We start from the raw sequence: 24,221 nt of genomic DNA, 5'->3' as shown, positions 1-24,221 counted from the left end.
GCCGCTTCCATTGGCTTCACTCGTTATTCCGCCCATCCCAGGAGATAACTCATTTACCGTCTTCGTGCAGCTTGATTGATTTGGTGTATATATAAGAAATGTGTGCGTAGTCCCTTGGCCCACAAAAAGGCGCACAGCATGCACGATTAATCGCAAAATCGTACCCCTAAATGAGACCAGATTAATCTGGCTCAAAGAAAAATAAGCGCACCTTCAGTCTATTACTGCACTGGTGTGAAGCATCTATACTCGCAGTTTACGCAGTACATTTGGCGAAAGGACGCCACTTCATTATGGCTCACCCACATTTATTAGCGGAAAGAATTTCCCGTCTGAGCAATGCGCTGGAAAAGGGACTCTATGAACGTAGCCACGCCATTCGTCTGTGCCTGCTGGCGGCGCTTAGCGGTGAGAGTGTGTTCTTACTCGGCCCGCCAGGGATCGCAAAAAGCTTAATTGCACGTCGGCTGAAGTTTGCGTTTAAAAATGCGCGCGCTTTCGAATATTTGATGACGCGCTTCTCCACGCCAGAAGAAGTCTTCGGCCCGCTATCTATTCAGGCCCTGAAAGATGAAGGGCGCTATGAGCGCTTAACGGCGGGTTATCTTCCCGAAGCTGAAATCGTTTTTCTGGATGAAATCTGGAAGGCGGGCCCGGCCATCCTCAACACCCTGCTGACCGCCATTAACGAACGCCACTTCCGCAACGGCGCGTTTGAGGAAAAAATCCCGATGCGTCTGCTGGTGGCGGCCTCCAACGAACTGCCTGAAGCAGACAGCAGCCTGGAAGCACTGTACGACCGTATGCTAATTCGCCTGTGGCTGGACAAGGTGCAGGACAAGGCCAACTTCCGCTCCATGTTGTTAAGCCAGCAGGATGAAAGCGACAACCCTGTTCCGGCAACGTTACAGGTGACCGATGAAGAGTATTACCAGTGGCAAAAAGATATCGGCACCATCACGCTTCCCGATCGCGTCTTTGAGTTGGTCTATACGCTGCGCCAGCAGTTGGATGCACTACCTAACGCTCCTTACGTCTCTGACCGTCGCTGGAAAAAAGCGATCCGCCTGTTGCAGGCCAGCGCCTTCTTTAGCGGACGTGATGCGGTTGCGCCTATCGATCTTATCCTGTTGAAAGATTGCCTGTGGTACGACGCACAAAGCCTGAATCTGATGCAGCAGCAGATTGAAATATTGATGACCGGACACGCCTGGCAGCAGCAATCAATGCTAACGCGCCTCGGCGCGATTGTGCAGCGCCGCCTCCAGTTACAGCAGCAACAGAGCGATAAAACCGCCTTTACCGTTATTCGCCAGGGTGGGATGTTCAGCCGTCGTCCACATTATGATTTACCTGCAGACGTTAATACGGCGGTAGTGACGTTGCTGCTACAAAAGCCTTTAAAACTGCATGATATGGACGTTATCCATATTGCGTTTGAGCGTAGCGCGCTGGAGCAGTGGCTGACCAAAGGCAGTGAGATCCGCGGCAAGCTAAACGGCATAGGCTTTGCCCAGACGCTGAATATGGAAGTCGACAGCGACCAGCACCTGGTCGTGCGCGACGTCAGCTTACAAGGCTCCCGCCTGGCCCTTCCGGGTTCATCGAAAGAGAATATGCCCAGCGAGATAAAAGAGCAGCTTGAGGCACTTGATACCGAGTGGCACCAGCATCACCGCGGGTTTAGCGAACAACAAAAATGTCTGTTTATCCATAGCGACTGGTTAGGCCGGATTGAAGCCAGCCTGCAAGACGTTGGCGAGCAGATCCGCCAGGCACAGCAATGCTGACGCTTGATACGCTGAATATCATGCTGGCGGTAAGCGAAGAGGGGATGATCGAAGAGATGATCCTCGCGCTGCTGGCCTCCCCACAGCTGGCGGTTTTTTTTGAAAAATTCCCCCGGCTAAAAAAGGCGATAGCCAACGATCTTCCCCGCTGGCGCGAGGCATTACGCAACCGTCTGAAAGATACCCGCGTACCGCCGGAACTGACGGAAGAAGTGATGTGCTACCAGCAAAGTCAGCTCCTTTCCACCCCGCAGTTTATCGTCCAATTACCGCAAATATTAACGCTACTGCACCGGTTACATTCCCCCTATGCCGGGCAAGCCCAACAATTGGTTGATGGCAACAGTACATTCACTCCCGCGCTGCACACGCTGTTTTTACAACGCTGGCGTTTAAGCCTGGTGATTCAAACCACCACGCTGAATCACCAGTTGCTGGAAGAAGAACGCGAACAGTTGCTCAGTGAAGTTCAGGAACGTATGACGCTGAGCGGACAGCTGGATCCGGTGCTGGCGGAAAACGACACCGCCGCAGGCCGTTTATGGGACATGAGCGCAGGTCAAATCAAGCGCGGCGATTACCAGTTGATCGTGAAGTACGGTGATTTCCTAACGCAGCAGCCCGAACTCCAACGCTTAGCCGAACAGTTGGGACGCTCCCGGGAAGCCAAATCGGTTCCGCGGAAAGATGCGCCAATGGAAACCTTTCGCACGCTGGTACGCGAACCCGCCACCGTCCCGGAGCAGGTTGATGGCATCCAACAAAGCGACGATATTCTGCGTTTACTCCCTCCGGAGCTGGCGACCCTTGGCATCACCGAACTGGAATATGAGTTCTATCGGCGGCTAGTGGAAAAACAGCTGCTGACATACCGCCTGCATGGCGAAGCCTGGCGTGAAAAAGTCACCGAGCGCCCGGTCGTGCATCAGGATTTTGACGAGCAGCCTCGCGGACCATTTATTGTCTGCGTGGATACGTCGGGTTCAATGGGAGGATTTAATGAGCAGTGCGCGAAAGCCTTTTGTCTGGCGCTAATGCGCGTAGCCCTTGCCGATAACCGTCGCTGCTACATCATGTTATTTTCGACTGAAGTTGTGCGCTACGAACTGTCTGGTCCACAGGGCATTGAGCAGGCGATCCGTTTCTTAAGCCAGCGTTTTCGCGGCGGTACGGATATTGCCAGCTGTTTTCGCGCCATTATTGAAAGGATGCAGGGACGGGAGTGGTTTGATGCTGACGCGGTCGTGATTTCGGATTTTATCGCTCAGCGATTGCCTGATGAAGTAGTGAGTAAAGTTGGGGAGTTACAGCGGGTGCATCAACACCGTTTTCATGCGGTTGCGATGTCAGTCCATGGCAAACCCGGCATCATGCGCATTTTCGATCATATCTGGCGCTTTGATACCGGGATGCGAAGCCGCCTGCTCAGACGCTGGCAGCGTTAATACTTACAGCAGGGAGTCGACGCTTTCACGGACCTGCGCCGGCCATACGCCGCACTGTACCTGACCAATATGCGGCAACTGCAGCAACAACATGGTCAAACGTGACTGACCAATACCGCCGCCAATGGTCTGCGGCATTTCGCCACGCAGCAGCGCCTGGTGCCATTCCAGACTCAGGCGATCTTCGTCGCCCGTCAGGGAAAGCTGGTGTTTCAACGCATCGGCATCCACACGGATCCCCATGGAAGACAGTTCAAACGCATCTTCAAGAACCGGGTTCCAGACCAGAATATCGCCGTTCAGACCGGCGTAACCCAGTTCGGAAGCCGAACTCCAGTCATCATAATCCGGCGCACGTACGTCATGACGATGACCATCGCTGAGCTTGCCGCCGATCCCCACCAGGAATACCGCACCCAGATCTTTCGCGATGGCACGTTCACGCCCTTTGGCATCAAGATCCGGATAACGCGCTAACAACTCCTGGCTGTGAACAAAATGGATCTGCTCTGGCAGGAACGGTGCCAGACCAAATTCTTTGCTTACCGCCGCTTCGGTCGCCTTAATTCCCGCCCAGATAGCCTCTACCGTGCTTTTCAGGGTGGAGAATTGACGCTCACCATCGCCCATAACGCGCTCCCAGTCCCACTGGTCCACATAGACCGAGTGAAGCGGAGAGAGACGGTCTTCATCCGGGCGCAGGGCTTTCATGTGCGTGTACAGCCCCTCACCCGCGCTGAAGTCGTGTTGTCCCAGCGTTTGACGCTTCCACTTCGCCAGTGAATGCACCACTTCGAACTGGGCGTCTGGCAAAGCTTTCACTTTCACCTGCACCGCTTTTTCACAGCCCGACAAGTTATCCTGCGTGCCATCTCCTACACGGCTCAGGATCGGTGCCTGGACTTCAATCAGCCCCAGACGCTCTTCCAGTTGGCGAGAAAAGTGAGATTTCACGAAGCTAATTTGACGTTGTTTGGCAATGTAAGCGGTTTTCATTATGTTTACTCCTGTGTCCTGTTGCCTATGATTAAGCAACAGAATGCGGTCAATATTCAATAATCAACAAACAAAAAGCCTCATTAGATTTTAATTCGTTAAAATAAACCGCTAAAATAGAGCGAATCATCAATCTACATAAGAAAAACCTATGGAAAATTATCAGATCGACAATCTGGACCGCGGCATTCTCGACGCCCTAATGGAAAATGCCCGTACAGCCTACGCTGAACTGGCTAAACAGTTTGGTGTCAGCCCGGGGACGATCCACGTGCGCGTAGAGAAGATGAAACAGGCTGGGATCATTACCGGGGCGCGCATTGACGTCAGCCCCAAACAGTTGGGCTATGACGTTGGCTGTTTTATCGGCATCATCCTGAAAAGCGCGAAGGACTATCCGTCCGCATTGGCCAGACTGGAAAGCCTTGATGAAGTAACCGAAGCGTATTACACCACCGGGCACTACAGCATCTTTATTAAGGTCATGTGCCGATCCATCGACGCCTTACAGCAGGTACTTATCAACAAGATCCAAACAATCGATGAAATTCAGTCCACTGAAACCTTGATCGTCCTGCAGAACCCGATTATGCGTACTATTCGTCCATAATCGTTTTTTTTAATCCCCTATTTTTCCACAGGTAGATCCCAGCTCGCTCACAGCGTACAATACGCACTCTTTATAGAGGTGGGCGAGCATGGCAGACATTACTCTTATCAGCGGCAGTACCCTTGGCGGTGCTGAATACGTTGCAGAACATCTGGCTGAAAAGCTGGAGGATGCAGGTTTTTCAACCGAAACCTTGCACGGCCCGCAGGTCGAGGAGCTTTCAAGCTGTGGCATTTGGCTGGTGATCAGCTCAACGCACGGTGCGGGAGACATTCCGGACAACCTGCTTCCCTTCTATAACGATCTACAGTCTCAGAAACCCGACCTTTCCCAGGTTCGTTTTGGTGCAATTGGCATTGGCAGTCGCGAATATGACACCTTCTGTGGCGCGATCGATAAATTACAGACTGAACTGACCGCGTCTGGTGCAAAACAGATAGGCGAAACACTCAAGATCAACGTCCTCGAACACGACATTCCGGAAGATCCAGCAGAAGTTTGGCTCGGATCCTGGATTAATTTACTCAAAAACGTGTAAAGATCGTGCGATCGAGTGTGGATAACTCTGGTAGTAAGCTTGGATCAACCGGTAGTTATCCAAAGAACAACCGTTGTTCAGTTTTTGAGTTGTGTATAACCCTTCATTTTGATCCCAGCTTATACGGACCAGGATCACCGATCATTCACAGTTAATGATCCTCAGCAACGTGTTGATCTTATTCAGAGGATCGCCCTTATCCACAGAACATCGCGATCCTAATAAGAGATCACAATAAAACAGATCTCTAAATAAAAAGATCTTCTTTTTAATACCCAGGATCCAAGGTCTTTCTCGATCGACTAAAGTTGAGTAGAATCCACGGCCCGGGCTTCAATCCATTTTCACACCGCGTTATGCGAGGCAATTACCATGTTTTATCAGGATCCTTTTGACGTCATCATCATTGGCGGGGGTCATGCAGGCACCGAGGCCGCGATGGCCGCGGCGCGAATGGGTCAACAGACCCTGCTGTTGACACACAATATCGACACTCTGGGACAGATGAGCTGCAACCCGGCGATCGGCGGTATTGGGAAAGGACACCTGGTAAAAGAAGTGGATGCGCTCGGTGGGCTGATGGCCAAAGCGATCGACCATGCAGGCATTCAGTTTAGGATACTAAACGCGAGCAAAGGACCGGCGGTGCGCGCCACCCGTGCTCAGGCAGACCGCGTGCTGTATCGCCAGGCCGTTCGTACTGCTCTGGAGAATCAGCCAAACCTGATGATCTTCCAGCAGGCGGTTGAAGATCTGATTGTGGAAAACGATCGTGTTGTCGGGGCAGTGACCCAAATGGGACTGAAGTTCCGTGCCAAAGCCGTGGTTTTAACGGTCGGAACCTTCCTCGACGGTAAAATTCATATCGGTCTGGACAACTACAGCGGTGGCCGTGCAGGCGATCCGCCGTCTATTCCGCTGTCACGCCGCCTGCGCGAACTGCCGCTACGCGTCAGCCGCCTGAAAACAGGTACACCACCGCGAATTGATGCGCGTACTATCGATTTCAGCGTGCTGGGTCAGCAGAACAGCGATAACCCCATGCCGGTCTTCTCGTTCCTTGGCGACGTCTCTCAACACCCGCGCCAGATGCCGTGTTATATCACGTATACCAACGAGAAAACCCATGACGTGATCCGCAATAACCTCGATCGTAGCCCGATGTATGCTGGCGTGATCGAAGGGATCGGCCCACGCTACTGCCCGTCGATCGAAGACAAAGTGATGCGCTTTGCCGACAGGAACCAGCATCAGATTTTCCTCGAGCCGGAAGGACTGACGTCCAACGAAATTTACCCGAACGGTATCTCCACCAGCCTACCGTTTGATGTGCAGATGCAAATTGTGCGCTCAATGCAGGGGATGGAAAACGCCCGAATCGTCCGCCCTGGCTACGCGATTGAGTATGATTTCTTCGATCCGCGCGACCTAAAACCGACTCTGGAAAGCAAATTTATTCAGGGCCTGTTCTTTGCCGGACAAATCAACGGTACAACGGGTTACGAAGAAGCCGCTGCGCAAGGTTTACTTGCGGGCCTCAACGCTGCTCGCCTGTCAGCCGACAAAGAAGGCTGGGCGCCTGCGCGTTCTCAGGCCTATCTCGGCGTGCTGGTGGACGATCTCTGCACGCTGGGTACCAAAGAACCGTACCGCATGTTTACCTCACGAGCGGAATACCGTTTGATGCTGCGTGAGGACAATGCCGATCTCCGTCTGACCGAAAAAGGACGCGAGCTGGGTCTGGTGGATGATGCACGCTGGGCGCGCTTCAATGAAAAACTGGAGCGCATTGAACAAGAACGTCAGCGTCTGAAATCGACCTGGGTGAACCCATTAGCCGAGACTGCTGCAGAAGTGAACGCTTACCTGGCGACCCCGTTGTCACGTGAGGCCAGCGGTGAAGATCTCCTGCGTCGCCCGGACGTGACCTACGCGCAACTGACGTCGTTGTCAGCGTTTGCACCAGGCCTTGACGATGCTCAGGCTGCTGAACAGGTTGAGATTCAAGTTAAGTACGAAGGCTATATCGCTCGCCAGCAGGACGAGATCGAAAGACACCAGCGTAATGAAAACACCCTGTTGCCTGCGACCCTGGATTATCGCCAGGTATCCGGCTTGTCGAATGAAGTCATTGCCAAGCTGAACGATCACAAACCGGTGTCCATCGGTCAGGCATCGCGCATATCTGGCGTTACGCCTGCCGCCATCTCCATTTTGCTGGTATGGCTGAAAAAACAAGGTATGCTGCGCCGCAGCGCTTAATGACACACTATTTTGGCGGGGGCGCTTTGCTTGCCCGCCCTACAAATTTGTAGGCCCGGTCAGCGTTAGTGCCATCGGGCAAATTATCATCAACAGGTAACGACCGTGCTCAACAAACTCTCTCGTCTGCTGGCCGATGCCGGTATATCTCTTACCGATCACCAGAAAAATCAGCTGATAGCGTATGTCGATATGCTGCATAAATGGAACAAAGCGTACAACCTGACGTCGGTGCGTGATCCCAACGACATGCTGGTACGTCATATTCTGGACAGCATTGTCGTTGCGCCACATCTGCAGGGGGAGCGTTTTATTGACGTTGGTACGGGTCCTGGGCTGCCGGGTATTCCGCTCTCCATTGTACGTCCAGATGCGCATTTCACTCTGTTAGACAGTTTGGGGAAACGCGTACGCTTCTTGCGTCAGGTGCAGCATGAACTCAAGCTGGAAAACATCACCCCGGTACAAAGTCGGGTTGAGGATTTTCCTTCGGAACCGCCTTTTGATGGCGTGATCAGCCGTGCTTTCGCTTCGCTGAACGATATGGTGACCTGGTGCCATCATTTACCGGGTCAAAACGGACGCTTTTACGCGTTGAAGGGGCAGTTGCCTGAGGATGAAATTGCCTCTTTGCCTGCTGAGTTCAGCGTCGAGTCGGTTGAAAAATTACGCGTTCCACAACTGGATGGCGAACGTCATCTGGTGGTGATTAAGCCAAACAAAATTTAATATTTGTCAAAAAAAATAGAAATAAAACGGTGCGTCAGGCGTTAAAAAATAGGGGGGATCGTGTGGTTAAATGTTGTTACATTTCACCGGTGACTTACTGTTTTGCATCATAACTATAACGTACCGTTTTTTGTTAAAAGTGAAACAAGTCAACTGTGAAAATATCAGGCTGCTAAAAATAGAACCTAACAATCATCGGTGTGTGTTAATTTTTTATTATAAATGTCAATGAGTGGTGTTTTTGTTGTTAGGCGCTATTTTTAAAAGAGTGATGAATTTTAGGCTTAAATATCAAAAAGATGAAAAGGCATCATTTGCCACGCAATTTAATTATGCGAAGGTGAATATGTTCAATATGTGATCTGTCGCACGCTTTGCAGCCAGTGTTTACGCGGTATTTGCAGTTTTGCATGATCGTTCACAGTTTGCCAAAAAGTAATAAATGTGGCCCAGAGAAAAATATTTAAACATTTATTCACTTTTTAGCTACTTATTGTTTGAAATCACGAAGGCGCACCGTATAATTTGTCCGCTTTTTGATGCTTGACTCTAAGCTATAAAGAACGTTTTATACGACACGCGGCGTACCTCGAAGGGAGCAGGAGTAAAAACGTGATGTCTATGTCGCTCTTGAGTCGAAACGTTGCACGTAAGCTTTTGCTCACACAGCTTCTGGTGGTAATGGCAAGTGGATTGCTGTTTAGCCTCAAAGACCCTTTCTGGGGCATCTCCGCATTGTGCGGTGGATTGGCAGTGTTACTGCCTAATATGTTGTTTATGATATTTGCCTGGCGTCACCAGGCACATACACCAGCAAGAGGTCGAGTGGCCTGGTCGTTCGCCTTCGGCGAAGCCTTCAAGGTGTTAGCGATGCTGGTTTTGCTGGTGGTGGCGTTGGCGGTTTTGAAGGCGGTATTTACGCCGCTGATCGTTACATGGGTTTTGGTGCTGGTGGTTCAGATACTGGCACCGGCTGTAATTAACAACAAAGGGTAAAGGCATCATGGCTTCAGAAAATATGACGCCGCAGGATTACATAGGACACCATCTGAATAACCTTCAGTTGGACCTACGTACATTCTCGCTGGTGGATCCGCACAACCCCCCAGCCACCTTCTGGACGCTCAATATTGACTCCATGTTTTTCTCGGTGGTTCTGGGTCTGTTGTTCCTGCTTGTGTTCCGTAGCGTGGCCAAAAAGGCAACCAGCGGCGTACCGGGTAAATTTCAGACCGCGATTGAGCTGGTAATCGGCTTTGTACATGGTAGCGTGAAAGACATGTACCATGGCAAAAGCAAGCTGATTGCTCCGCTGGCCCTGACGATTTTCGTCTGGGTATTCCTGATGAACCTGATGGATTTACTGCCTATCGACCTGCTGCCGTACATCGGCGAGCATATCTTTGGCCTGCCGGCTCTGCGTGTGGTTCCGTCTGCTGACGTGAACATCACCCTGTCGATGGCACTGGGCGTATTTATCCTCATTCTGTTCTACAGCATCAAAATGAAAGGCATCGGTGGCTTCACGAAAGAGTTGACGCTGCAGCCGTTCAATCACTGGGCGTTCATTCCTGTCAACTTAATCCTTGAAGGGGTAAGCCTGCTGTCCAAACCAATCTCTCTTGGTTTACGACTGTTCGGTAACATGTATGCCGGTGAGCTGATTTTCATTCTGATTGCTGGTCTGTTGCCGTGGTGGTCACAGTGGATCCTGAATGTGCCATGGGCCATTTTCCACATACTGATTATCACGCTGCAAGCCTTCATCTTCATGGTTCTGACGATTGTCTATCTGTCGATGGCGTCTGAAGAGCATTAATTTACCAACACTACTACGTTTTAACTGAAACAAACTGGAGACTGTCATGGAAAACCTGAATATGGATCTGCTGTACATGGCTGCCGCTGTGATGATGGGTCTGGCGGCAATCGGTGCTGCGATCGGTATCGGCATCCTCGGGGGTAAATTCCTGGAAGGCGCAGCGCGTCAACCTGATCTGATTCCTCTGCTGCGTACTCAGTTCTTTATCGTTATGGGTCTGGTGGATGCTATCCCGATGATCGCTGTAGGTCTGGGTCTGTACGTGATGTTCGCTGTCGCGTAGTAAGCGTTGCTTGAATTAAGAGCAATATCAGAACGTTAACTAGATAGAGGCATTGTGCTGTGAATCTTAACGCAACAATCCTCGGCCAGGCCATCGCGTTTGTCCTGTTCGTTCTGTTCTGCATGAAGTACGTATGGCCGCCATTAATGGCAGCCATCGAAAAACGTCAGAAAGAAATTGCTGACGGTCTTGCTTCTGCGGAACGAGCACATAAGGATCTTGACCTTGCAAAGGCCAGCGCGACCGACCAGCTGAAAAAAGCGAAGGCGGAAGCTCAGGTAATCATTGAGCAGGCGAACAAACGTCGCGCTCAGATCCTGGACGAAGCCAAAACTGAAGCAGAGCAGGAACGTACTAAAATCGTGGCACAAGCGCAGGCGGAAATTGACGCCGAACGTAAACGTGCTCGCGAAGAACTGCGTAAGCAAGTCGCTATCCTGGCTGTTGCTGGCGCCGAGAAGATCATCGAACGTTCCGTGGATGAAGCTGCTAACAGCGACATCGTGGACAAACTTGTCGCTGAACTGTAAGGAGGGAGGGGCTGATGTCTGAATTTATTACGGTAGCTCGCCCCTACGCCAAAGCAGCTTTTGACTTTGCCGTTGAGCACCAGAGCGTTGACCGTTGGCAGGATATGCTGACGTTCGCCGCTGAGGTGACGAAGAACGAACAAATGGCAGAGCTTCTCTCTGGCGCGCTGGCGCCGGAAACGCTCGCTGAGTCGTTTATCGCAGTCTGCGGTGAGCAGCTGGACGAAAGCGGCCAAAACCTGATTAAGGTAATGGCTGAAAATAACCGTCTGAATGCGCTCCCGGATGTTCTTGAGCAGTTTATTCACCTGCGTGCAGCCAGTGAGGCTATCTCTGAGGTAGAAGTCACTTCTGCCAATGCACTGAGTGATGAGCAGCTTGCGAAGATCAGCGCCGCGATGGAAAAACGTCTGTCACGCAAAGTTAAGCTGAATTGCAAAATCGATAAGTCTGTAATGGCGGGCGTAATCATCCGTGCGGGTGATATGGTCATTGATGGCAGCGTACGCGGCCGTCTTGAGCGCCTTGCAGACGTCTTGCAGTCTTAAGGGGACTGGAGCATGCAACTGAATTCCACCGAAATCAGCGAACTGATCAAGCAGCGCATTGCTCAGTTCAGTGTTGTGAGCGAAGCTCATAACGAAGGTACTATTGTTTCTGTAAGTGACGGTGTTATCCGCATCCACGGCCTTGCCGATTGTATGCAGGGTGAGATGATTTCCCTGCCGGGTAACCGTTACGCTATCGCACTGAACCTGGAGCGCGACTCCGTAGGTGCAGTTGTGATGGGTCCATACGCTGACCTCGCCGAAGGCATGAAGGTTAAGTGTACGGGTCGTATCCTTGAAGTTCCGGTAGGCCGTGGCCTGCTGGGTCGTGTGGTGAACACTCTGGGTTCCCCAATCGACGGTAAAGGTCCGGTTGATAACGATGGCTTCTCGCCAATCGAAGTTATCGCACCGGGCGTAATCGAACGTCAGTCCGTCGATCAGCCGGTACAGACCGGTTATAAATCCGTTGATGCCATGATCCCAATCGGACGTGGTCAGCGTGAGCTGATCATCGGTGACCGTCAGACCGGTAAAACCGCGATGGCGATCGATGCGATCATCAACCAACGTGACTCCGGCATCAAATGTGTGTACGTGGCTATCGGCCAGAAAGCGTCCACCATTTCTAACGTGGTTCGTAAACTGGAAGAGCACGGCGCACTGTCCAACACTATCGTTGTTGTGGCTACCGCGTCTGAATCTGCTGCACTGCAATATCTGGCACCGTATGCTGGTTGCGCAATGGGCGAATACTTCCGTGACCGCGGTGAAGATGCACTGATCGTTTACGATGACCTGTCCAAACAGGCTGTTGCTTACCGTCAGGTTTCCCTGCTGCTGCGTCGTCCGCCAGGACGTGAAGCATTCCCAGGCGATGTATTTTACCTCCACTCCCGTCTGCTGGAGCGCGCATCCCGCGTTAACGCTGAATACGTTGAGAAGTTCACCAATGGTGAAGTTAAAGGTAAAACCGGCTCCCTGACCGCTCTGCCGATTATCGAAACCCAGGCGGGTGACGTTTCTGCGTTCGTTCCGACCAACGTAATCTCAATTACCGATGGTCAGATCTTCCTGGAAACCAACCTGTTTAACTCCGGTATTCGTCCGGCGGTTAACCCAGGTATCTCCGTATCGCGTGTAGGTGGTGCAGCGCAGACCAAGATCATCAAGAAACTGTCCGGTGGTATTCGTACCGCGCTGGCACAGTATCGTGAACTGGCCGCGTTTTCTCAGTTCGCTTCCGACCTGGATGAAGCTACGCGTAAGCAGCTGAGCCATGGTCAGAAAGTCACTGAGCTGCTGAAGCAGAAACAGTATGCCCCAATGTCTGTTGCACAACAGGGTGTGGTGTTGTTTGCGGCTGAACGCGGTTACCTCGAAGATGTGGAACTGGCGAAAATCGGTAGCTTTGAAGCCGCTCTGCTGGCTTACGTCGACCGTGATCACGCTCCGCTGATGCAAGAGATTAACCAGTCCGGTGGCTATAACGATGAAATCGAAGGCAAGCTGAAAGCTATCCTCGATTCCTTCAAAGCAACCCAGTCCTGGTAACGTCTGGCGGTCTGTCCTAGGGCGGACCGCAAGGCATTGAGGAGAAGCTCATGGCCGGCGCAAAAGAGATACGTAGTAAGATCGCAAGCGTCCAGAACACGCAGAAGATCACTAAAGCGATGGAGATGGTCGCCGCTTCCAAAATGCGTAAATCGCAGGATCGCATGGCGGCCAGTCGTCCTTATGCAGAGACCATGCGCAAAGTGATTGGTCACCTTGCGAATGGTAATCTGGAATATAAGCACCCTTACCTGGAAGAACGCGACGTTAAACGCGTGGGCTACCTGGTGGTGTCGACCGACCGTGGTCTGTGCGGCGGCTTGAACATTAACCTGTTCAAAAAACTGTTGGCGGATATGAAAGCATGGTCCGATAAAGGCGTTCAGTGCGATATCGCAATGATCGGCTCTAAGGGCGTGTCTTTCTTTAACTCTGTTGGCGGTAACGTGGTTGCTCAGGTAACCGGTATGGGGGATAACCCTTCCCTGTCCGAACTGATCGGTCCGGTTAAAGTGATGCTGCAGGCCTACGATGAAGGCCGTCTGGACAGACTGTACGTTGTCAGCAACAAATTTATTAACACCATGTCACAGGTTCCGACCCTGACTCAGATGTTGCCATTACCGGCATCAGAAGATGAAGAGTTGAAACAAAAAGCCTGGGATTACCTGTATGAACCAGACCCGAAACCGCTGCTGGATACCCTGCTGCGTCGTTACGTTGAATCTCAGGTTTATCAGGGCGTGGTAGAAAACCTGGCCAGCGAGCAGGCCGCACGTATGGTGGCGATGAAAGCCGCGACCGACAATGGCGGCAGCCTGATTAAAGAGCTGCAGTTGGTATACAACAAAGCTCGTCAGGCCAGCATTACTCAGGAACTCACCGAGATTGTCGGTGGTGCATCCGCGGTATAACCAGGTTAATTCGTAGAGGATTCAAGATGGCTACTGGAAAAATTGTCCAGGTAATCGGCGCCGTAGTTGACGTCGAATTCCCTCAGGATGCCGTACCGCGTGTGTACGAAGCCCTTGAAGTTCAGAATGGTAATGAAGTTCTGGTGCTGGAAGTTCAGCAGCAGCTCGGCGGCGGTATCGTACGTACCATCGCCATGGGTTCTTCCGACGGTCTGCGTCGTGGTCTGGAAGTAAAAGACCTCGAGCACCCGATCGAAGTCCCGGTAGGTAAAGCAACACTGGGTCGTATCATGAACGTATTGGGTCACCCGATCGACATGAAAGGCGACATCGGTGAAGAAGAGCGTTGGGCTATCCACCGCGCGGCACCGTCCTATGAAGAGCTGTCCAGCTCTCAGGAACTGCTGGAAACCGGCATTAAAGTTATCGACCTGATGTGTCCGTTCGCGAAGGGCGGTAAAGTCGGTCTGTTCGGTGGTGCGGGTGTAGGTAAAACCGTAAACATGATGGAGCTGATCCGTAACATCGCGATCGAACACTCCGGTTATTCTGTGTTTGCGGGTGTAGGTGAACGTACTCGTGAGGGTAACGACTTCTACCACGAAATGACCGATTCCAACGTTCTGGACAAAGTATCCCTGGTATATGGCCAGATGAACGAGCCGCCGGGAAACCGTCTGCGCGTTGCACTGACCGGCCTGACCATGGCTGAGAAATTCCGTGACGAAGGTCGTGACGTACTGCTGTTCGTTGATAACATCTACCGTTACACCCTGGCCGGTACGGAAGTATCCGCACTGCTGGGTCGTATGCCATCAGCGGTAGGCTATCAGCCGACTCTGGCGGAAGAGATGGGTGTTCTTCAGGAACGTATCACCTCGACCAAAACCGGTTCTATCACCTCCGTTCAGGCGGTATACGTACCTGCGGATGACTTGACTGACCCATCCCCAGCCACCACCTTTGCTCACTTAGATGCAACCGTGGTACTGAGCCGTCAGATCGCATCCCTGGGTATCTACCCGGCCGTTGACCCGCTGGACTCCACCAGCCGTCAGCTGGATCCGCTGGTTGTTGGTCAGGAACACTACGACACCGCGCGTGGCGTACAGTCCCTGCTGCAGCGTTACCAGGAACTGAAAGACATCATCGCCATCCTGGGTATGGATGAACTGTCTGAAGAAGACAAACTGGTGGTAGCACGTGCGCGTAAAATCCAGCGCTTCCTGTCCCAGCCGTTCTTCGTTGCGGAAGTATTTACCGGTTCTCCGGGTAAATACGTTTCCCTGAAAGACACCATCCGTGGCTTTAAAGGCATCATGGAAGGCGAATACGACCACCTGCCAGAGCAAGCGTTCTACATGGTTGGTTCTATTGACGAAGCCGTGGAAAAAGCGAAAAAACTTTAACGCCTTAATCGGAGGGTGATATGGCAATGACTTACCACCTGGACGTCGTCAGCGCAGAGCAACAAATGTTCTCTGGTCTGGTCGAAAAAATCCAGGTAACGGGCAGTGAAGGTGAACTGGGTATTTTCCCGGGACACGCACCGCTGCTCACCGCCATTAAGCCTGGTATGATCCGCATCGTTAAACAGTTCGGTCATGAAGAGTTTATCTATCTGTCCGGCGGCATTCTTGAAGTGCAGCCTGGCAACGTGACCGTACTGGCTGATACCGCGATTCGCGGGCAGGATCTCGATGAAGCGAGAGCCCTGGAAGCGAAACGTAAGGCAGAAGAGCACATTAAGAGCTCTCATGGTGACGTGGATTACGCTCAGGCATCTGCGGAACTGGCCAAAGCGATCGCCAAACTGCGCGTTATCGAGTTGACCAAAAAAGCGATGTAACACCGGCTTGAAACACAAAAACCAGTCTGATTTCAGGCTGGTTTTTTTATGCCTGTGTTTTAGATAATTTGAAACTGAAAAGGTATTTTAAAATTTATGTGATATTCATCACATAAATATTGATCGATTAAAAAATGAAGCGTAGACTCTTTTTTGTGATGAGTGTCACATAATTAACTCAGATAAAAACGGGATACCAACATGAAACTGATCAACAAAATCATCGCCCTTTTCAGCAGCATGAACGTCTCTTTCGGCACGTTCAACCTGTAATACCTGCTTTAATATGGCGCGATGCTTTGCGTAATTTATAAGCTAGCGCCATCTGTTCTCCTGTCGTTTTCGCACTATCCCCGCCTCGATCCACTCCTTCTATTACTCCCTGAATTCGATAAATAAAATTGAGTCCGGACACTGAATTCTTTATTCATGGGGCAAAAAAATAGCAAAAACATTAACCTAAGGCTTTAATAAGAGCAGTCTCCTGTTTTTGGGAAGACAAAAGGCGTAGATATCGACGAAAATAGTGGGCTAAACGATAGGTATTTTCCCCTATTGAACGTTTTATCTTCGGCCCATTTCACGATGAAAAAAATGTAGTATTTTCAATGTGAAACGGTATAAATTCGTTCTTAAATTACAGTCAGGACGTGTATGTTGAATAGTGCTATGAGCGTCGTGATCCTTGCCGCAGGCAAAGGTACACGTATGTATTCCGATCTTCCTAAAGTGCTGCATACCCTCGCGGGCAAATCGATGGTCCAGCATGTCATTGATGCTGCTAATGAATTAGGCGCAACTCGCGTACATCTGGTCTACGGACACGGTGGCGATCTGCTTAAACAAACGCTGAAAGATGACAACCTGAACTGGGTTCTGCAAGCAGAGCAGTTGGGTACCGGTCATGCTATGCAGCAGGCGGCGCCATTCTTTGGTGATGACGAAGACATTTTGATGCTTTATGGCGATGTTCCGCTCATCTCCACCGACACCTTACAGCGTCTGCGCGATGCAAAACCGCAGGGTGGCATCGGCCTGTTAACGGTGAAACTGGATGACCCAACCGGCTACGGGCGTATTACGCGTGAAAACGGCGTGGTAACTGGCATCGTTGAGCATAAAGATGCCACCGACGAGCAGCGTCAGATTCAGGAAATCAATACCGGTATTCTGGTGGCTAACGGTGCAGACATGAAGCGCTGGCTGGCAAAACTCACCAACAACAATGCGCAGGGTGAATACTACATCACCGATATCATTGCGATGGCCTATCATGAAGGACGTGAGATTGCCGCAGTACATCCGGCGCGTATTAGCGAAACGGAAGGCGTCAATAATCGTCTGCAGCTTTCCCGACTGGAGCGCGTTTATCAGTCCGAGCAGGCAGAAAAACTGCTGCTGGCTGGCGTGATGCTGCGCGATCCGGCGCGTTTTGATCTACGCGGTACGCTTATTCACGGGCGCGATGTTGAAATTGATACTAACGTTATCATTGAAGGTCACGTGACCCTCGGCGATCGCGTCAAGATTGGCGCAGGTTGCGTCATCAAGAACAGCGTGATTGGTGATGACTGTGAGCTTAGCCCATACAGCGTTGTGGAAGATGCACGCCTCGATGCGGCATGTACTATCGGTCCGTTTGCACGTTTACGTCCCGGTGCTGAGCTGCAGGAAGGCGCACACGTGGGTAACTTCGTCGAAATGAAAAAAGCGCGTCTGGGTAAAGGCTCCAAAGCCGGTCATCTGACGTATCTGGGCGATGCAGAAATTGGCGATAACGTGAACATCGGCGCAGGGACTATTACCTGCAACTACGATGGTGCCAATAAGTTTAAAACCATTATTGGCGACGATGTGTTTGTTGGTTCTGATACTCAGCTGGTGGCGCCTGTCTCCGTGGGTAAAGGCGCGACTATTGCCGCCGGGACCACCGTAACGCGTGATGTCGCGGATAACGAACTGGTTATCAGCCGGGTACCGCAGGTCCATAAACAGGGCTGGAAGCGTCCGGTGAAGAAGAAGTAATTAATTTTTGCTGGATGGCGACTTTGCCTTATCCGGCCTACGTGCGGTGACGTTCAGTAGGCCTGATAAACGTGATTGCCATCAGGCAGACAAGAGATGAGGGGATAATATAATCCTCCGCTCAACACGCAGTACCATAAAAATAACCCCACTCTCTACAAGGCTCGGGGCGCCCGGAATACGGGTATCAGGTTGACCGACAACGACAGGCACAATGCCTAAATTCGGAATCTAAAAATATGTGTGGAATTGTTGGCGCTATCGCGCAGCGTGATGTTGCTGAAATCCTTCTCGAAGGTTTACGTCGTCTGGAATATCGTGGTTATGACTCTGCCGGTCTGGCAGTTGTCGATGCTGAAGGCAAAATGACCCGTCTGCGTCGTCTGGGCAAAGTACAGATGCTTACCGCGGCTGCGGAAGAGCATCCGTTACATGGCGGCACCGGTATTGCTCACACGCGTTGGGCAACGCATGGCGAACCTTCAGAAGCGAACGCGCATCCGCATGTTTCTGATCACATTGTGGTGGTGCATAACGGCATCATCGAAAACCATGAACCGCTGCGTGAAATGCTGAAAACACGTGGCTACACTTTCGTGTCAGAAACCGACACCGAAGTGATTGCTCACCTGGTGCACTGGGAGCTGGAGCAGGGCGGTACTCTGCGTGAGGCCGTACTGCGGACTATCCCGCAGCTGCGCGGTGCATACGGTACGGTGATCATGGATACCCGTAACCCTGAAATCCTGCTGGCGGCGCGTTCTGGTAGCCCGCTGGTAATTGGTTTGGGCATGGGTGAGAACTTTATCGCTTCCGATCAGCTGGCGCTGCTGCCGGTAACCCGTCGCTTTATCTTCCTGGAAGAAGGCGATATTGCGGAAGTGACTCGTCGTTCAGTGACCATTTTCGACAAGTCTGGCGTGGAAGTTAAACGTCAGGATATTGAATCCAGTCTGCAATATGACGCGGGCGAAAAAGGTATCTATCGCCACTACATGCAGAAAGAGATCTACGAACAGCCGAATGCGATCAAAAATACGCTGACCGGGCGCATCAGCCACGGTGAGGTGGATTTAAGCGAGCTGGGTCCGCATGCCAACGAGATGCTGTCTCAGGTGGAGCATATTCAGATCATCGCCTGTGGTACGTCGTACAACTCCGGTATGGTGTCTCGCTACTGGTTTGAGTCGCTGGCGGGTATTCCGTGTGATGTAGAAATCGCCTCTGAATTCCGTTACCGCAAATCAGCGGTGCGTCGCAACAGCCTGATGATCACCCTGTCCCAGTCTGGTGAAACGGCGGATACCCTGGCGGGTCTGCGCTTATCAAAAGAGCTGGGTTATCTGGGATCGCTGGCGATTTGTAACGTACCGGGTTCTTCGCTGGTGCGTGAATCCGACCTGGCGATGATGACCAACGCCGGTACCGAAATCGGCGTGGCCTCCACGAAAGCATTTACCACCCAACTGACAGTACTGCTGATGCTGGTGGCGAAACTGTCACGTCTTAAAGGCCTGGATGCGTCTATTGAGCATGACATCGTTCACGGTCTGCAGGCGCTGCCGAACCGTATTGAGCAGATGCTGTCTCAGGACAAACGCATTGCTGCCCTGGCAGAAGATTTCTCTGACAAACACCATGCACTGTTCCTCGGCCGTGGCGATCAGTATCCGATTGCGCTGGAAGGCGCGCTGAAGCTGAAAGAGATCTCTTATATTCACGCGGAAGCCTACGCAGCTGGCGAGCTGAAACACGGCCCGCTGGCGCTGATTGATGCGGATATGCCGGTTATCGTCGTGGCACCGAACAACGAACTGTTGGAAAAACTGAAATCCAACATTGAAGAAGTTCGTGCCCGTGGCGGCCAACTGTACGTCTTCGCCGATCAAGATGCGGGCTTTACCAGCAACGAAAACATGCACATCATTGAGATGCCGCATGTGGAAGAGGTGATTGCTCCGATCTTCTATACCGTTCCGCTGCAACTGCTGGCGTATCACGTGGCGCTGATTAAAGGCACCGATGTCGATCAGCCGCGCAACCTGGCGAAGTCGGTTACCGTAGAGTAACGCGCCACGCGATTTATCGCGGAGATAGCGCTAAAAATCCGGCGTGCTGTTACGGCACTCCGGATTTTTTTTATGTCTAAAATCAGTATATTAAATGAGGCAGAAGATGACGCAGGACTATCGTAAGTCGGTGTTCAGGGCAATGGACTACATCAGCCAGCATCTGGATCTTAACCCGACTCTGGAAGAGGTCTCGCGTGAGGTCGCTGTGTCCTGCTATCACTTTCATCGCATCTTCAAAGCACAGGTTGGCGAAACGGTCGCTGAATTTACCCGTCGTCTGCGGATGGAAAAGGCCGCTATGAGCCTGATTGACGCACCGCATAGCGATATTACCGGGCTGGCATTACAGGTCGGATTTTCCAGTTCGCAAAACTTTGCCCGGGCATTTCGCCGTCATTTTTCCGTATCGCCAGGCGAATTTCGTCGCTCCCTTCGGGAGGCAATAAAAAGCAAGACAGGACACGTCTCTCAGCAAAAAAGCACCTATTCTCAGTGCGATACTACCCAAGCACACTGGCATACAGCAGGCTTTTTGGGCGCAAAAGTCATTGCGCTCCCCACGCGTAGGGTCGCATTTATGCGCCGATTTGGACCATACGGTAAAGAGACCTGCCAACAAACGCATCAGGACTTGTTGACCTCGTTGCCCGCCAAAACGCCGTTACAGCCTGCCGGAATGCTATGTGTTTACTGGGATCCGCCAGATGTGACGGCAGAACAGCATTGCCGCACGGATGTTGGTTTTGAACTCAGCGAGGGGGAGCAGGTCAGTCGACATATCGCCGTGCAGACAATAGCCGCCGGAAATTATCTGGTATGCAAGTGCGCAGCTTGGGGAGATCAGGTTGATAACACCTGGGCGCTCGCCTTTGCCTGGATGCGAACGAAAGGGCTGATGAAAAGCGGTAAACCTTGCTACGAAATATATTACAACGAAACCAATGCCGCGCATGATTATTATGTCTATGATATTTGCATCCCTTTGAATTAACGCCAGAAAAAAGCTATCTACACAGCAACGAATACGTTTATTCGCAACGCAATGGAGTTAATTTTTCATGAGAATTTCAATGCTCTTTCTGGCATGTTCACTGGCCGTCACGTCTTCCACGGTCTCTGCTCTGGAAGGTAATAAAATGATTATCTTTGGCGGGGAAATCTACAGCGCCGATCCAAATAATCCCTCTCCACAAGCCATCGCTATTGAAGGCAAAAAAATCATTGCCGTGGGAACGTTCAACGATGTGCTGAAGAAGGCCGGTTCTGATGCTATTCGCATTGATTTGCAGGGTAATTACCTGATGTCGGGGTTGATCGACAGCCACGCCCATGTTGCTGATGGCGGATTTAAAACGATCACCGTCGAATTTCCTGAAGGGATGACAAAAGCGGCAGAGATTAGAGCGTTTGTCGATAAAAATAAGCGTAACCCTCAGCGGGATCTCCATGGCGTCCAGTTTTACAGCAATGTATCCCTGGATTACTGGGACAATATTAGCCTGCTGGATAGCGTATTTAATGCGCCAGAATATCAGGATACGCCGGTGGTGCTGGCTGGATCGGATGCCCATACCGGCTGGGTTAATAACGCCATGTTACGTAAAGCCAAGTTGGATCCCCAGGCCATTGCTGACGCTGGCAACAGTATAAGAACCAATGTTGGGCTAACCCCCAATGGAAAACTCAACGGCTTTGTCTCCGAAGGCGCATGGGATCGGGTGCTCGGTGCCATTCCTCCCGTCGATAACGACAAAATTGCGCAGTCGATTATCGCTGGATCAAAGGTGATGAACCGCTATGGTATCACCGCCTGGATGGAGCCGCTGAGCAACCTGCGCCCGCTGGCACCGTCATTTGATGCTCACCCGGGACGCAACGATGAAGGGCTACTTCCGGCGTACAGTTCTCTGGCGAAGGACGGAAAACTCACCGCCCACGTAACCGGTCTGGCATTGGTCAATATTAACGCTTCTCCAGCAGCCATTGATGACGTAGTGGCTATCAGGGATAAATATGCCGGAATACCCGATATCAAGCTGGCTGGGATTAAAATCTTTCAGGACGGAGTGATTGAATATCCGTCCCAGACCGCGAAGTTGAGTCAGTCATACCTGAATCGACTTGGCTACAGTGGTAGTAACTCGCTGGATAAAGTGACGTTCTGTTCGCTGGTGGCCAAAGCGGATGCTGAAAAGTTGATTGCCCACTTTCATGCTATCGGCGATCGCGCCGTGCAGGAGTCACTGGATGCGGTTGCCTGTGCGCGCGAAAAGAATGGCAACAGCGGCATATTGCACAGCATTACCCACCTGGAAATAGTCAACCCGCAGAGCCTCCCTCAATTTCAGCAGTTGAACGTCGCAGCGTCTATGCAGTTGCTGTGGGCGGGTAAAGACGGTGCAACGACAACTCTGCTGGATGGCAAAGTGCCAGCGCCGTTACTCCAACACCTTTATCCTGCTGGCGATCTGTTCCGCCATCACGCGCTGATTGCGGGGGCCAGCGACTGGCCGGTATCTAGCCCCAACCCGCTGTTTGCCATTTACACGGCAGTTACGCGGATGGGGGAAGAGGGCGAACTGCCACCTGAGAGTGAAAAAATCAGCCGTGCCGCGATGCTACAGGCTTACACCCTGAATGCAGCAAAAGTTATTGGCCGCGATAAAGAAACGGGCTCAATTGCCGTAGGGAAAAGTGCTGACCTGGTGCTGTTCGATCGCAACCTTGAGAAAGTGAGTATTGAAAAGCTACGGGATGCCACGGTGCTTTGGACGATGTTTGCCGGAAAAAAAGTCTATAGCGGGAAGTAAACTGCTGCTGAAAGGCCACCGGGAGGTGGTCTTTTACATTACGATAGCCTGTTTTTTGAACCGTTAGAAAAGAAATACATCACGGCATTTTGATGAAAAATAGTCATCCTTGGCTACGCTTTTAAGTGTCATAAAAATAAAATTTTCGCGAAATGTTATTGTCATGAAATGCGTTAATAACTTGTTTTTGAAGTATTTTTTAAATTCTGTATTTCACTTTTTTCCATTGTCATAAAACTGTCATATTTCGTACATTTAACTGTCACCTGTTTGTCCTATTTTGCTCACAGTAGCAACTCAAACAATGATTTACGAAAACCGTGCAGGAGACATTATGAAAGTTATGCGTACCACTGTCGCAACTGTTGTCGCCGCGACCTTATCCATGAGCGCGTTCTCTGTATTTGCCGCAGCGAGCCTGACAGGTGCAGGTGCAACTTTTCCTGCGCCAGTGTATGCCAAATGGGCTGATACTTATCAGAAAGAGACCGGTAGTAAAGTCAACTACCAGGGTATCGGCTCCTCCGGTGGTGTAAAACAAATTACGGCAAATACCGTTGATTTCGGCGCTTCTGATGCACCGTTGTCTGATGAGAAACTGGCGCAGGAAGGCCTGTTCCAGTTCCCGACCGTGATCGGCGGTGTCGTGCTGGCTGTAAATATCCCTGGCCTGAAATCCGGCGAACTGGTGCTGGACGGTAAGACCCTGGGTGATATCTACCTCGGCAAAATCAAGAAGTGGGATGATGAAGCCATCACCAAACTGAACCCAGGGCTGAAACTGCCTTCGCAGAACATCGCCGTTGTGCGTCGTGCTGATGGTTCCGGTACCTCTTTCGTGTTCACCAGCTACTTGGCAAAAGTGAACGAAGAGTGGAAATCTAAAATTGGTGCAGGCTCTACCGTTAACTGGCCAACCGGTCTGGGTGGTAAAGGTAACGACGGTATCGCCGCGTTCGTACAGCGTCTGCCAGGCTCCATTGGTTACGTTGAATATGCTTACGCTAAGCAGAACAACCTGGCCTATACCAAACTGATTTCTGCTGACGGTAAACCGGTAAGCCCGACCGAAGAAAACTTTGCAAATGCGGCAAAAGGTGCTGACTGGAGCAAAACCTTCGCCCAGGATCTGACTAACCAGAAAGGTGATGAGGCGTGGCCGATTACGTCCACCACATTCATCCTGGTTCACAAAGAGCAGAAGAAACCTGAGCAGGGCGTTGAAGTGCTGAAGTTCTTTGACTGGGCGTACAAAAATGGCGGTAAACAGGCGAATGACCTGGATTACGCCAGCCTGCCGGATAACGTGGTTGAGCAGATTCGTGCTGCATGGAAGACCAACGTGAAAGACAGCAGCGGTAAAGCACTGTACTAATAGAATATCTTTGACGAATTGGCGGATGGCGCTACGCTTATCCGCCCTACGGTTTCTACCGTAGGCCCA

21 protein-coding genes are annotated in these 24,221 nt (G+C 51.4%); 20 read left to right on the top strand and 1 reads right to left on the bottom strand.

Going from position 1 to position 24,221, the window contains the following annotated elements; translation table 11 throughout:
- Positions 1–293: 293 nt before the first annotated feature.
- Positions 294–1,790: an ATPase RavA gene (gene ravA / locus FDW95_RS12315; RefSeq protein ID WP_115259870.1), complete on the top strand. Its 1,497-nt coding sequence runs from the start codon at positions 294–296 to the stop codon at positions 1,788–1,790.
- Positions 1,784–3,235 (top strand): ATPase RavA stimulator ViaA, encoded by a 1,452-nt coding sequence (viaA, locus tag FDW95_RS12310; RefSeq protein ID WP_115259871.1) that lies wholly within the window; start codon positions 1,784–1,786, stop codon positions 3,233–3,235. The genes ravA and viaA overlap by 7 nt, the downstream gene beginning before the upstream one ends.
- 3 nt (positions 3,236–3,238) lie before the next feature.
- Here viaA and asnA read toward each other — a convergent pair whose 3' ends face one another.
- Entirely contained in the window at positions 3,239–4,231 is a 993-nt protein-coding gene (asnA, locus tag FDW95_RS12305) for an aspartate--ammonia ligase (protein ID WP_096758973.1), read from the bottom strand.
- Positions 4,232–4,382: 151 nt separating this feature from the next.
- Here asnA and asnC point away from each other — a divergent pair, with 151 nt between their 5' ends.
- The 18 genes from asnC (at position 4,383) to pstS (ending at position 24,152) form a co-directional block, all read left to right on the top strand.
- Entirely contained in the window at positions 4,383–4,841 is a 459-nt protein-coding gene (gene asnC / locus FDW95_RS12300; protein WP_045449013.1) for a transcriptional regulator AsnC, read from the top strand.
- Positions 4,842–4,929: 88 nt separating this feature from the next.
- Positions 4,930–5,379, top strand: coding sequence for an FMN-binding protein MioC (gene mioC / locus FDW95_RS12295; protein ID WP_115259872.1), 450 nt, complete (start codon positions 4,930–4,932; stop codon positions 5,377–5,379).
- 372 nt (positions 5,380–5,751) lie between these two features.
- Positions 5,752–7,641: a tRNA uridine-5-carboxymethylaminomethyl(34) synthesis enzyme MnmG gene (gene mnmG, locus FDW95_RS12290; RefSeq protein WP_096758975.1), complete on the top strand. Its 1,890-nt coding sequence runs from the start codon at positions 5,752–5,754 to the stop codon at positions 7,639–7,641.
- A 105-nt stretch (positions 7,642–7,746) separates the two neighbouring features.
- Positions 7,747–8,370, top strand: a complete 624-nt coding sequence (rsmG, locus tag FDW95_RS12285) for a 16S rRNA (guanine(527)-N(7))-methyltransferase RsmG (RefSeq protein ID WP_115259873.1) — start codon at positions 7,747–7,749, stop codon at positions 8,368–8,370.
- A gap of 615 nt (positions 8,371–8,985) precedes the next feature.
- Positions 8,986–9,366: a F0F1 ATP synthase subunit I gene (atpI, locus tag FDW95_RS12280; RefSeq protein ID WP_096758977.1), complete on the top strand. Its 381-nt coding sequence runs from the start codon at positions 8,986–8,988 to the stop codon at positions 9,364–9,366.
- A 7-nt stretch (positions 9,367–9,373) separates the two neighbouring features.
- On the top strand, positions 9,374–10,189 hold the full coding sequence (atpB, locus tag FDW95_RS12275; protein ID WP_096758978.1) for a F0F1 ATP synthase subunit A: 816 nt from the start codon (positions 9,374–9,376) through the stop codon (positions 10,187–10,189).
- Between the two features lie 46 nt (positions 10,190–10,235).
- Positions 10,236–10,475 (top strand): F0F1 ATP synthase subunit C, encoded by a 240-nt coding sequence (atpE, locus tag FDW95_RS12270; RefSeq protein WP_000429386.1) that lies wholly within the window; start codon positions 10,236–10,238, stop codon positions 10,473–10,475.
- A 59-nt stretch (positions 10,476–10,534) separates the two neighbouring features.
- Positions 10,535–11,005: a F0F1 ATP synthase subunit B gene (gene atpF, locus FDW95_RS12265; protein ID WP_003827022.1), complete on the top strand. Its 471-nt coding sequence runs from the start codon at positions 10,535–10,537 to the stop codon at positions 11,003–11,005.
- A 14-nt stretch (positions 11,006–11,019) separates the two neighbouring features.
- Positions 11,020–11,553: a F0F1 ATP synthase subunit delta gene (atpH, locus tag FDW95_RS12260; RefSeq protein ID WP_096758979.1), complete on the top strand. Its 534-nt coding sequence runs from the start codon at positions 11,020–11,022 to the stop codon at positions 11,551–11,553.
- Between the two features lie 12 nt (positions 11,554–11,565).
- Positions 11,566–13,107 carry a F0F1 ATP synthase subunit alpha gene (atpA, locus tag FDW95_RS12255; RefSeq protein ID WP_003827026.1) on the top strand — a complete coding sequence of 514 codons (1,542 nt, stop codon included), beginning with the start codon at positions 11,566–11,568 and terminating at the stop codon, positions 13,105–13,107.
- Positions 13,108–13,157: 50 nt separating this feature from the next.
- Positions 13,158–14,021, top strand: a complete 864-nt coding sequence (gene atpG / locus FDW95_RS12250) for a F0F1 ATP synthase subunit gamma (RefSeq protein WP_096758980.1) — start codon at positions 13,158–13,160, stop codon at positions 14,019–14,021.
- A gap of 26 nt (positions 14,022–14,047) precedes the next feature.
- Positions 14,048–15,430, top strand: a complete 1,383-nt coding sequence (gene atpD, locus FDW95_RS12245) for a F0F1 ATP synthase subunit beta (RefSeq protein WP_096758981.1) — start codon at positions 14,048–14,050, stop codon at positions 15,428–15,430.
- A 20-nt stretch (positions 15,431–15,450) separates the two neighbouring features.
- Positions 15,451–15,870 carry a F0F1 ATP synthase subunit epsilon gene (locus FDW95_RS12240; protein ID WP_005121460.1) on the top strand — a complete coding sequence of 140 codons (420 nt, stop codon included), beginning with the start codon at positions 15,451–15,453 and terminating at the stop codon, positions 15,868–15,870.
- Between the two features lie 654 nt (positions 15,871–16,524).
- Entirely contained in the window at positions 16,525–17,895 is a 1,371-nt protein-coding gene (gene glmU, locus FDW95_RS12235; protein ID WP_115259874.1) for a bifunctional UDP-N-acetylglucosamine diphosphorylase/glucosamine-1-phosphate N-acetyltransferase GlmU, read from the top strand.
- 239 nt (positions 17,896–18,134) lie between these two features.
- Positions 18,135–19,964: a glutamine--fructose-6-phosphate transaminase (isomerizing) gene (glmS, locus tag FDW95_RS12230; RefSeq protein WP_115259875.1), complete on the top strand. Its 1,830-nt coding sequence runs from the start codon at positions 18,135–18,137 to the stop codon at positions 19,962–19,964.
- A gap of 106 nt (positions 19,965–20,070) precedes the next feature.
- Entirely contained in the window at positions 20,071–20,958 is an 888-nt protein-coding gene (locus FDW95_RS12225) for an AraC family transcriptional regulator (RefSeq protein WP_115259876.1), read from the top strand.
- 67 nt (positions 20,959–21,025) lie between these two features.
- Positions 21,026–22,777, top strand: coding sequence for an amidohydrolase (locus FDW95_RS12220; protein WP_115259877.1), 1,752 nt, complete (start codon positions 21,026–21,028; stop codon positions 22,775–22,777).
- 334 nt (positions 22,778–23,111) lie between these two features.
- The gene (gene pstS / locus FDW95_RS12215) at positions 23,112–24,152 is read left to right on the top strand and encodes a phosphate ABC transporter substrate-binding protein PstS (RefSeq protein WP_096758984.1); all 1,041 of its coding nucleotides are present in this window, start codon (positions 23,112–23,114) and stop codon (positions 24,150–24,152) included.
- Positions 24,153–24,221: the final 69 nt, after the last annotated feature.

Origin of the sequence: Citrobacter sp. wls718 (assembly GCF_005280945.1) — a bacterium.
Lineage (GTDB): Bacteria > Pseudomonadota > Gammaproteobacteria > Enterobacterales > Enterobacteriaceae > Citrobacter > Citrobacter gillenii.
This window is presented reverse-complemented; position numbering and strand designations above follow the sequence as displayed.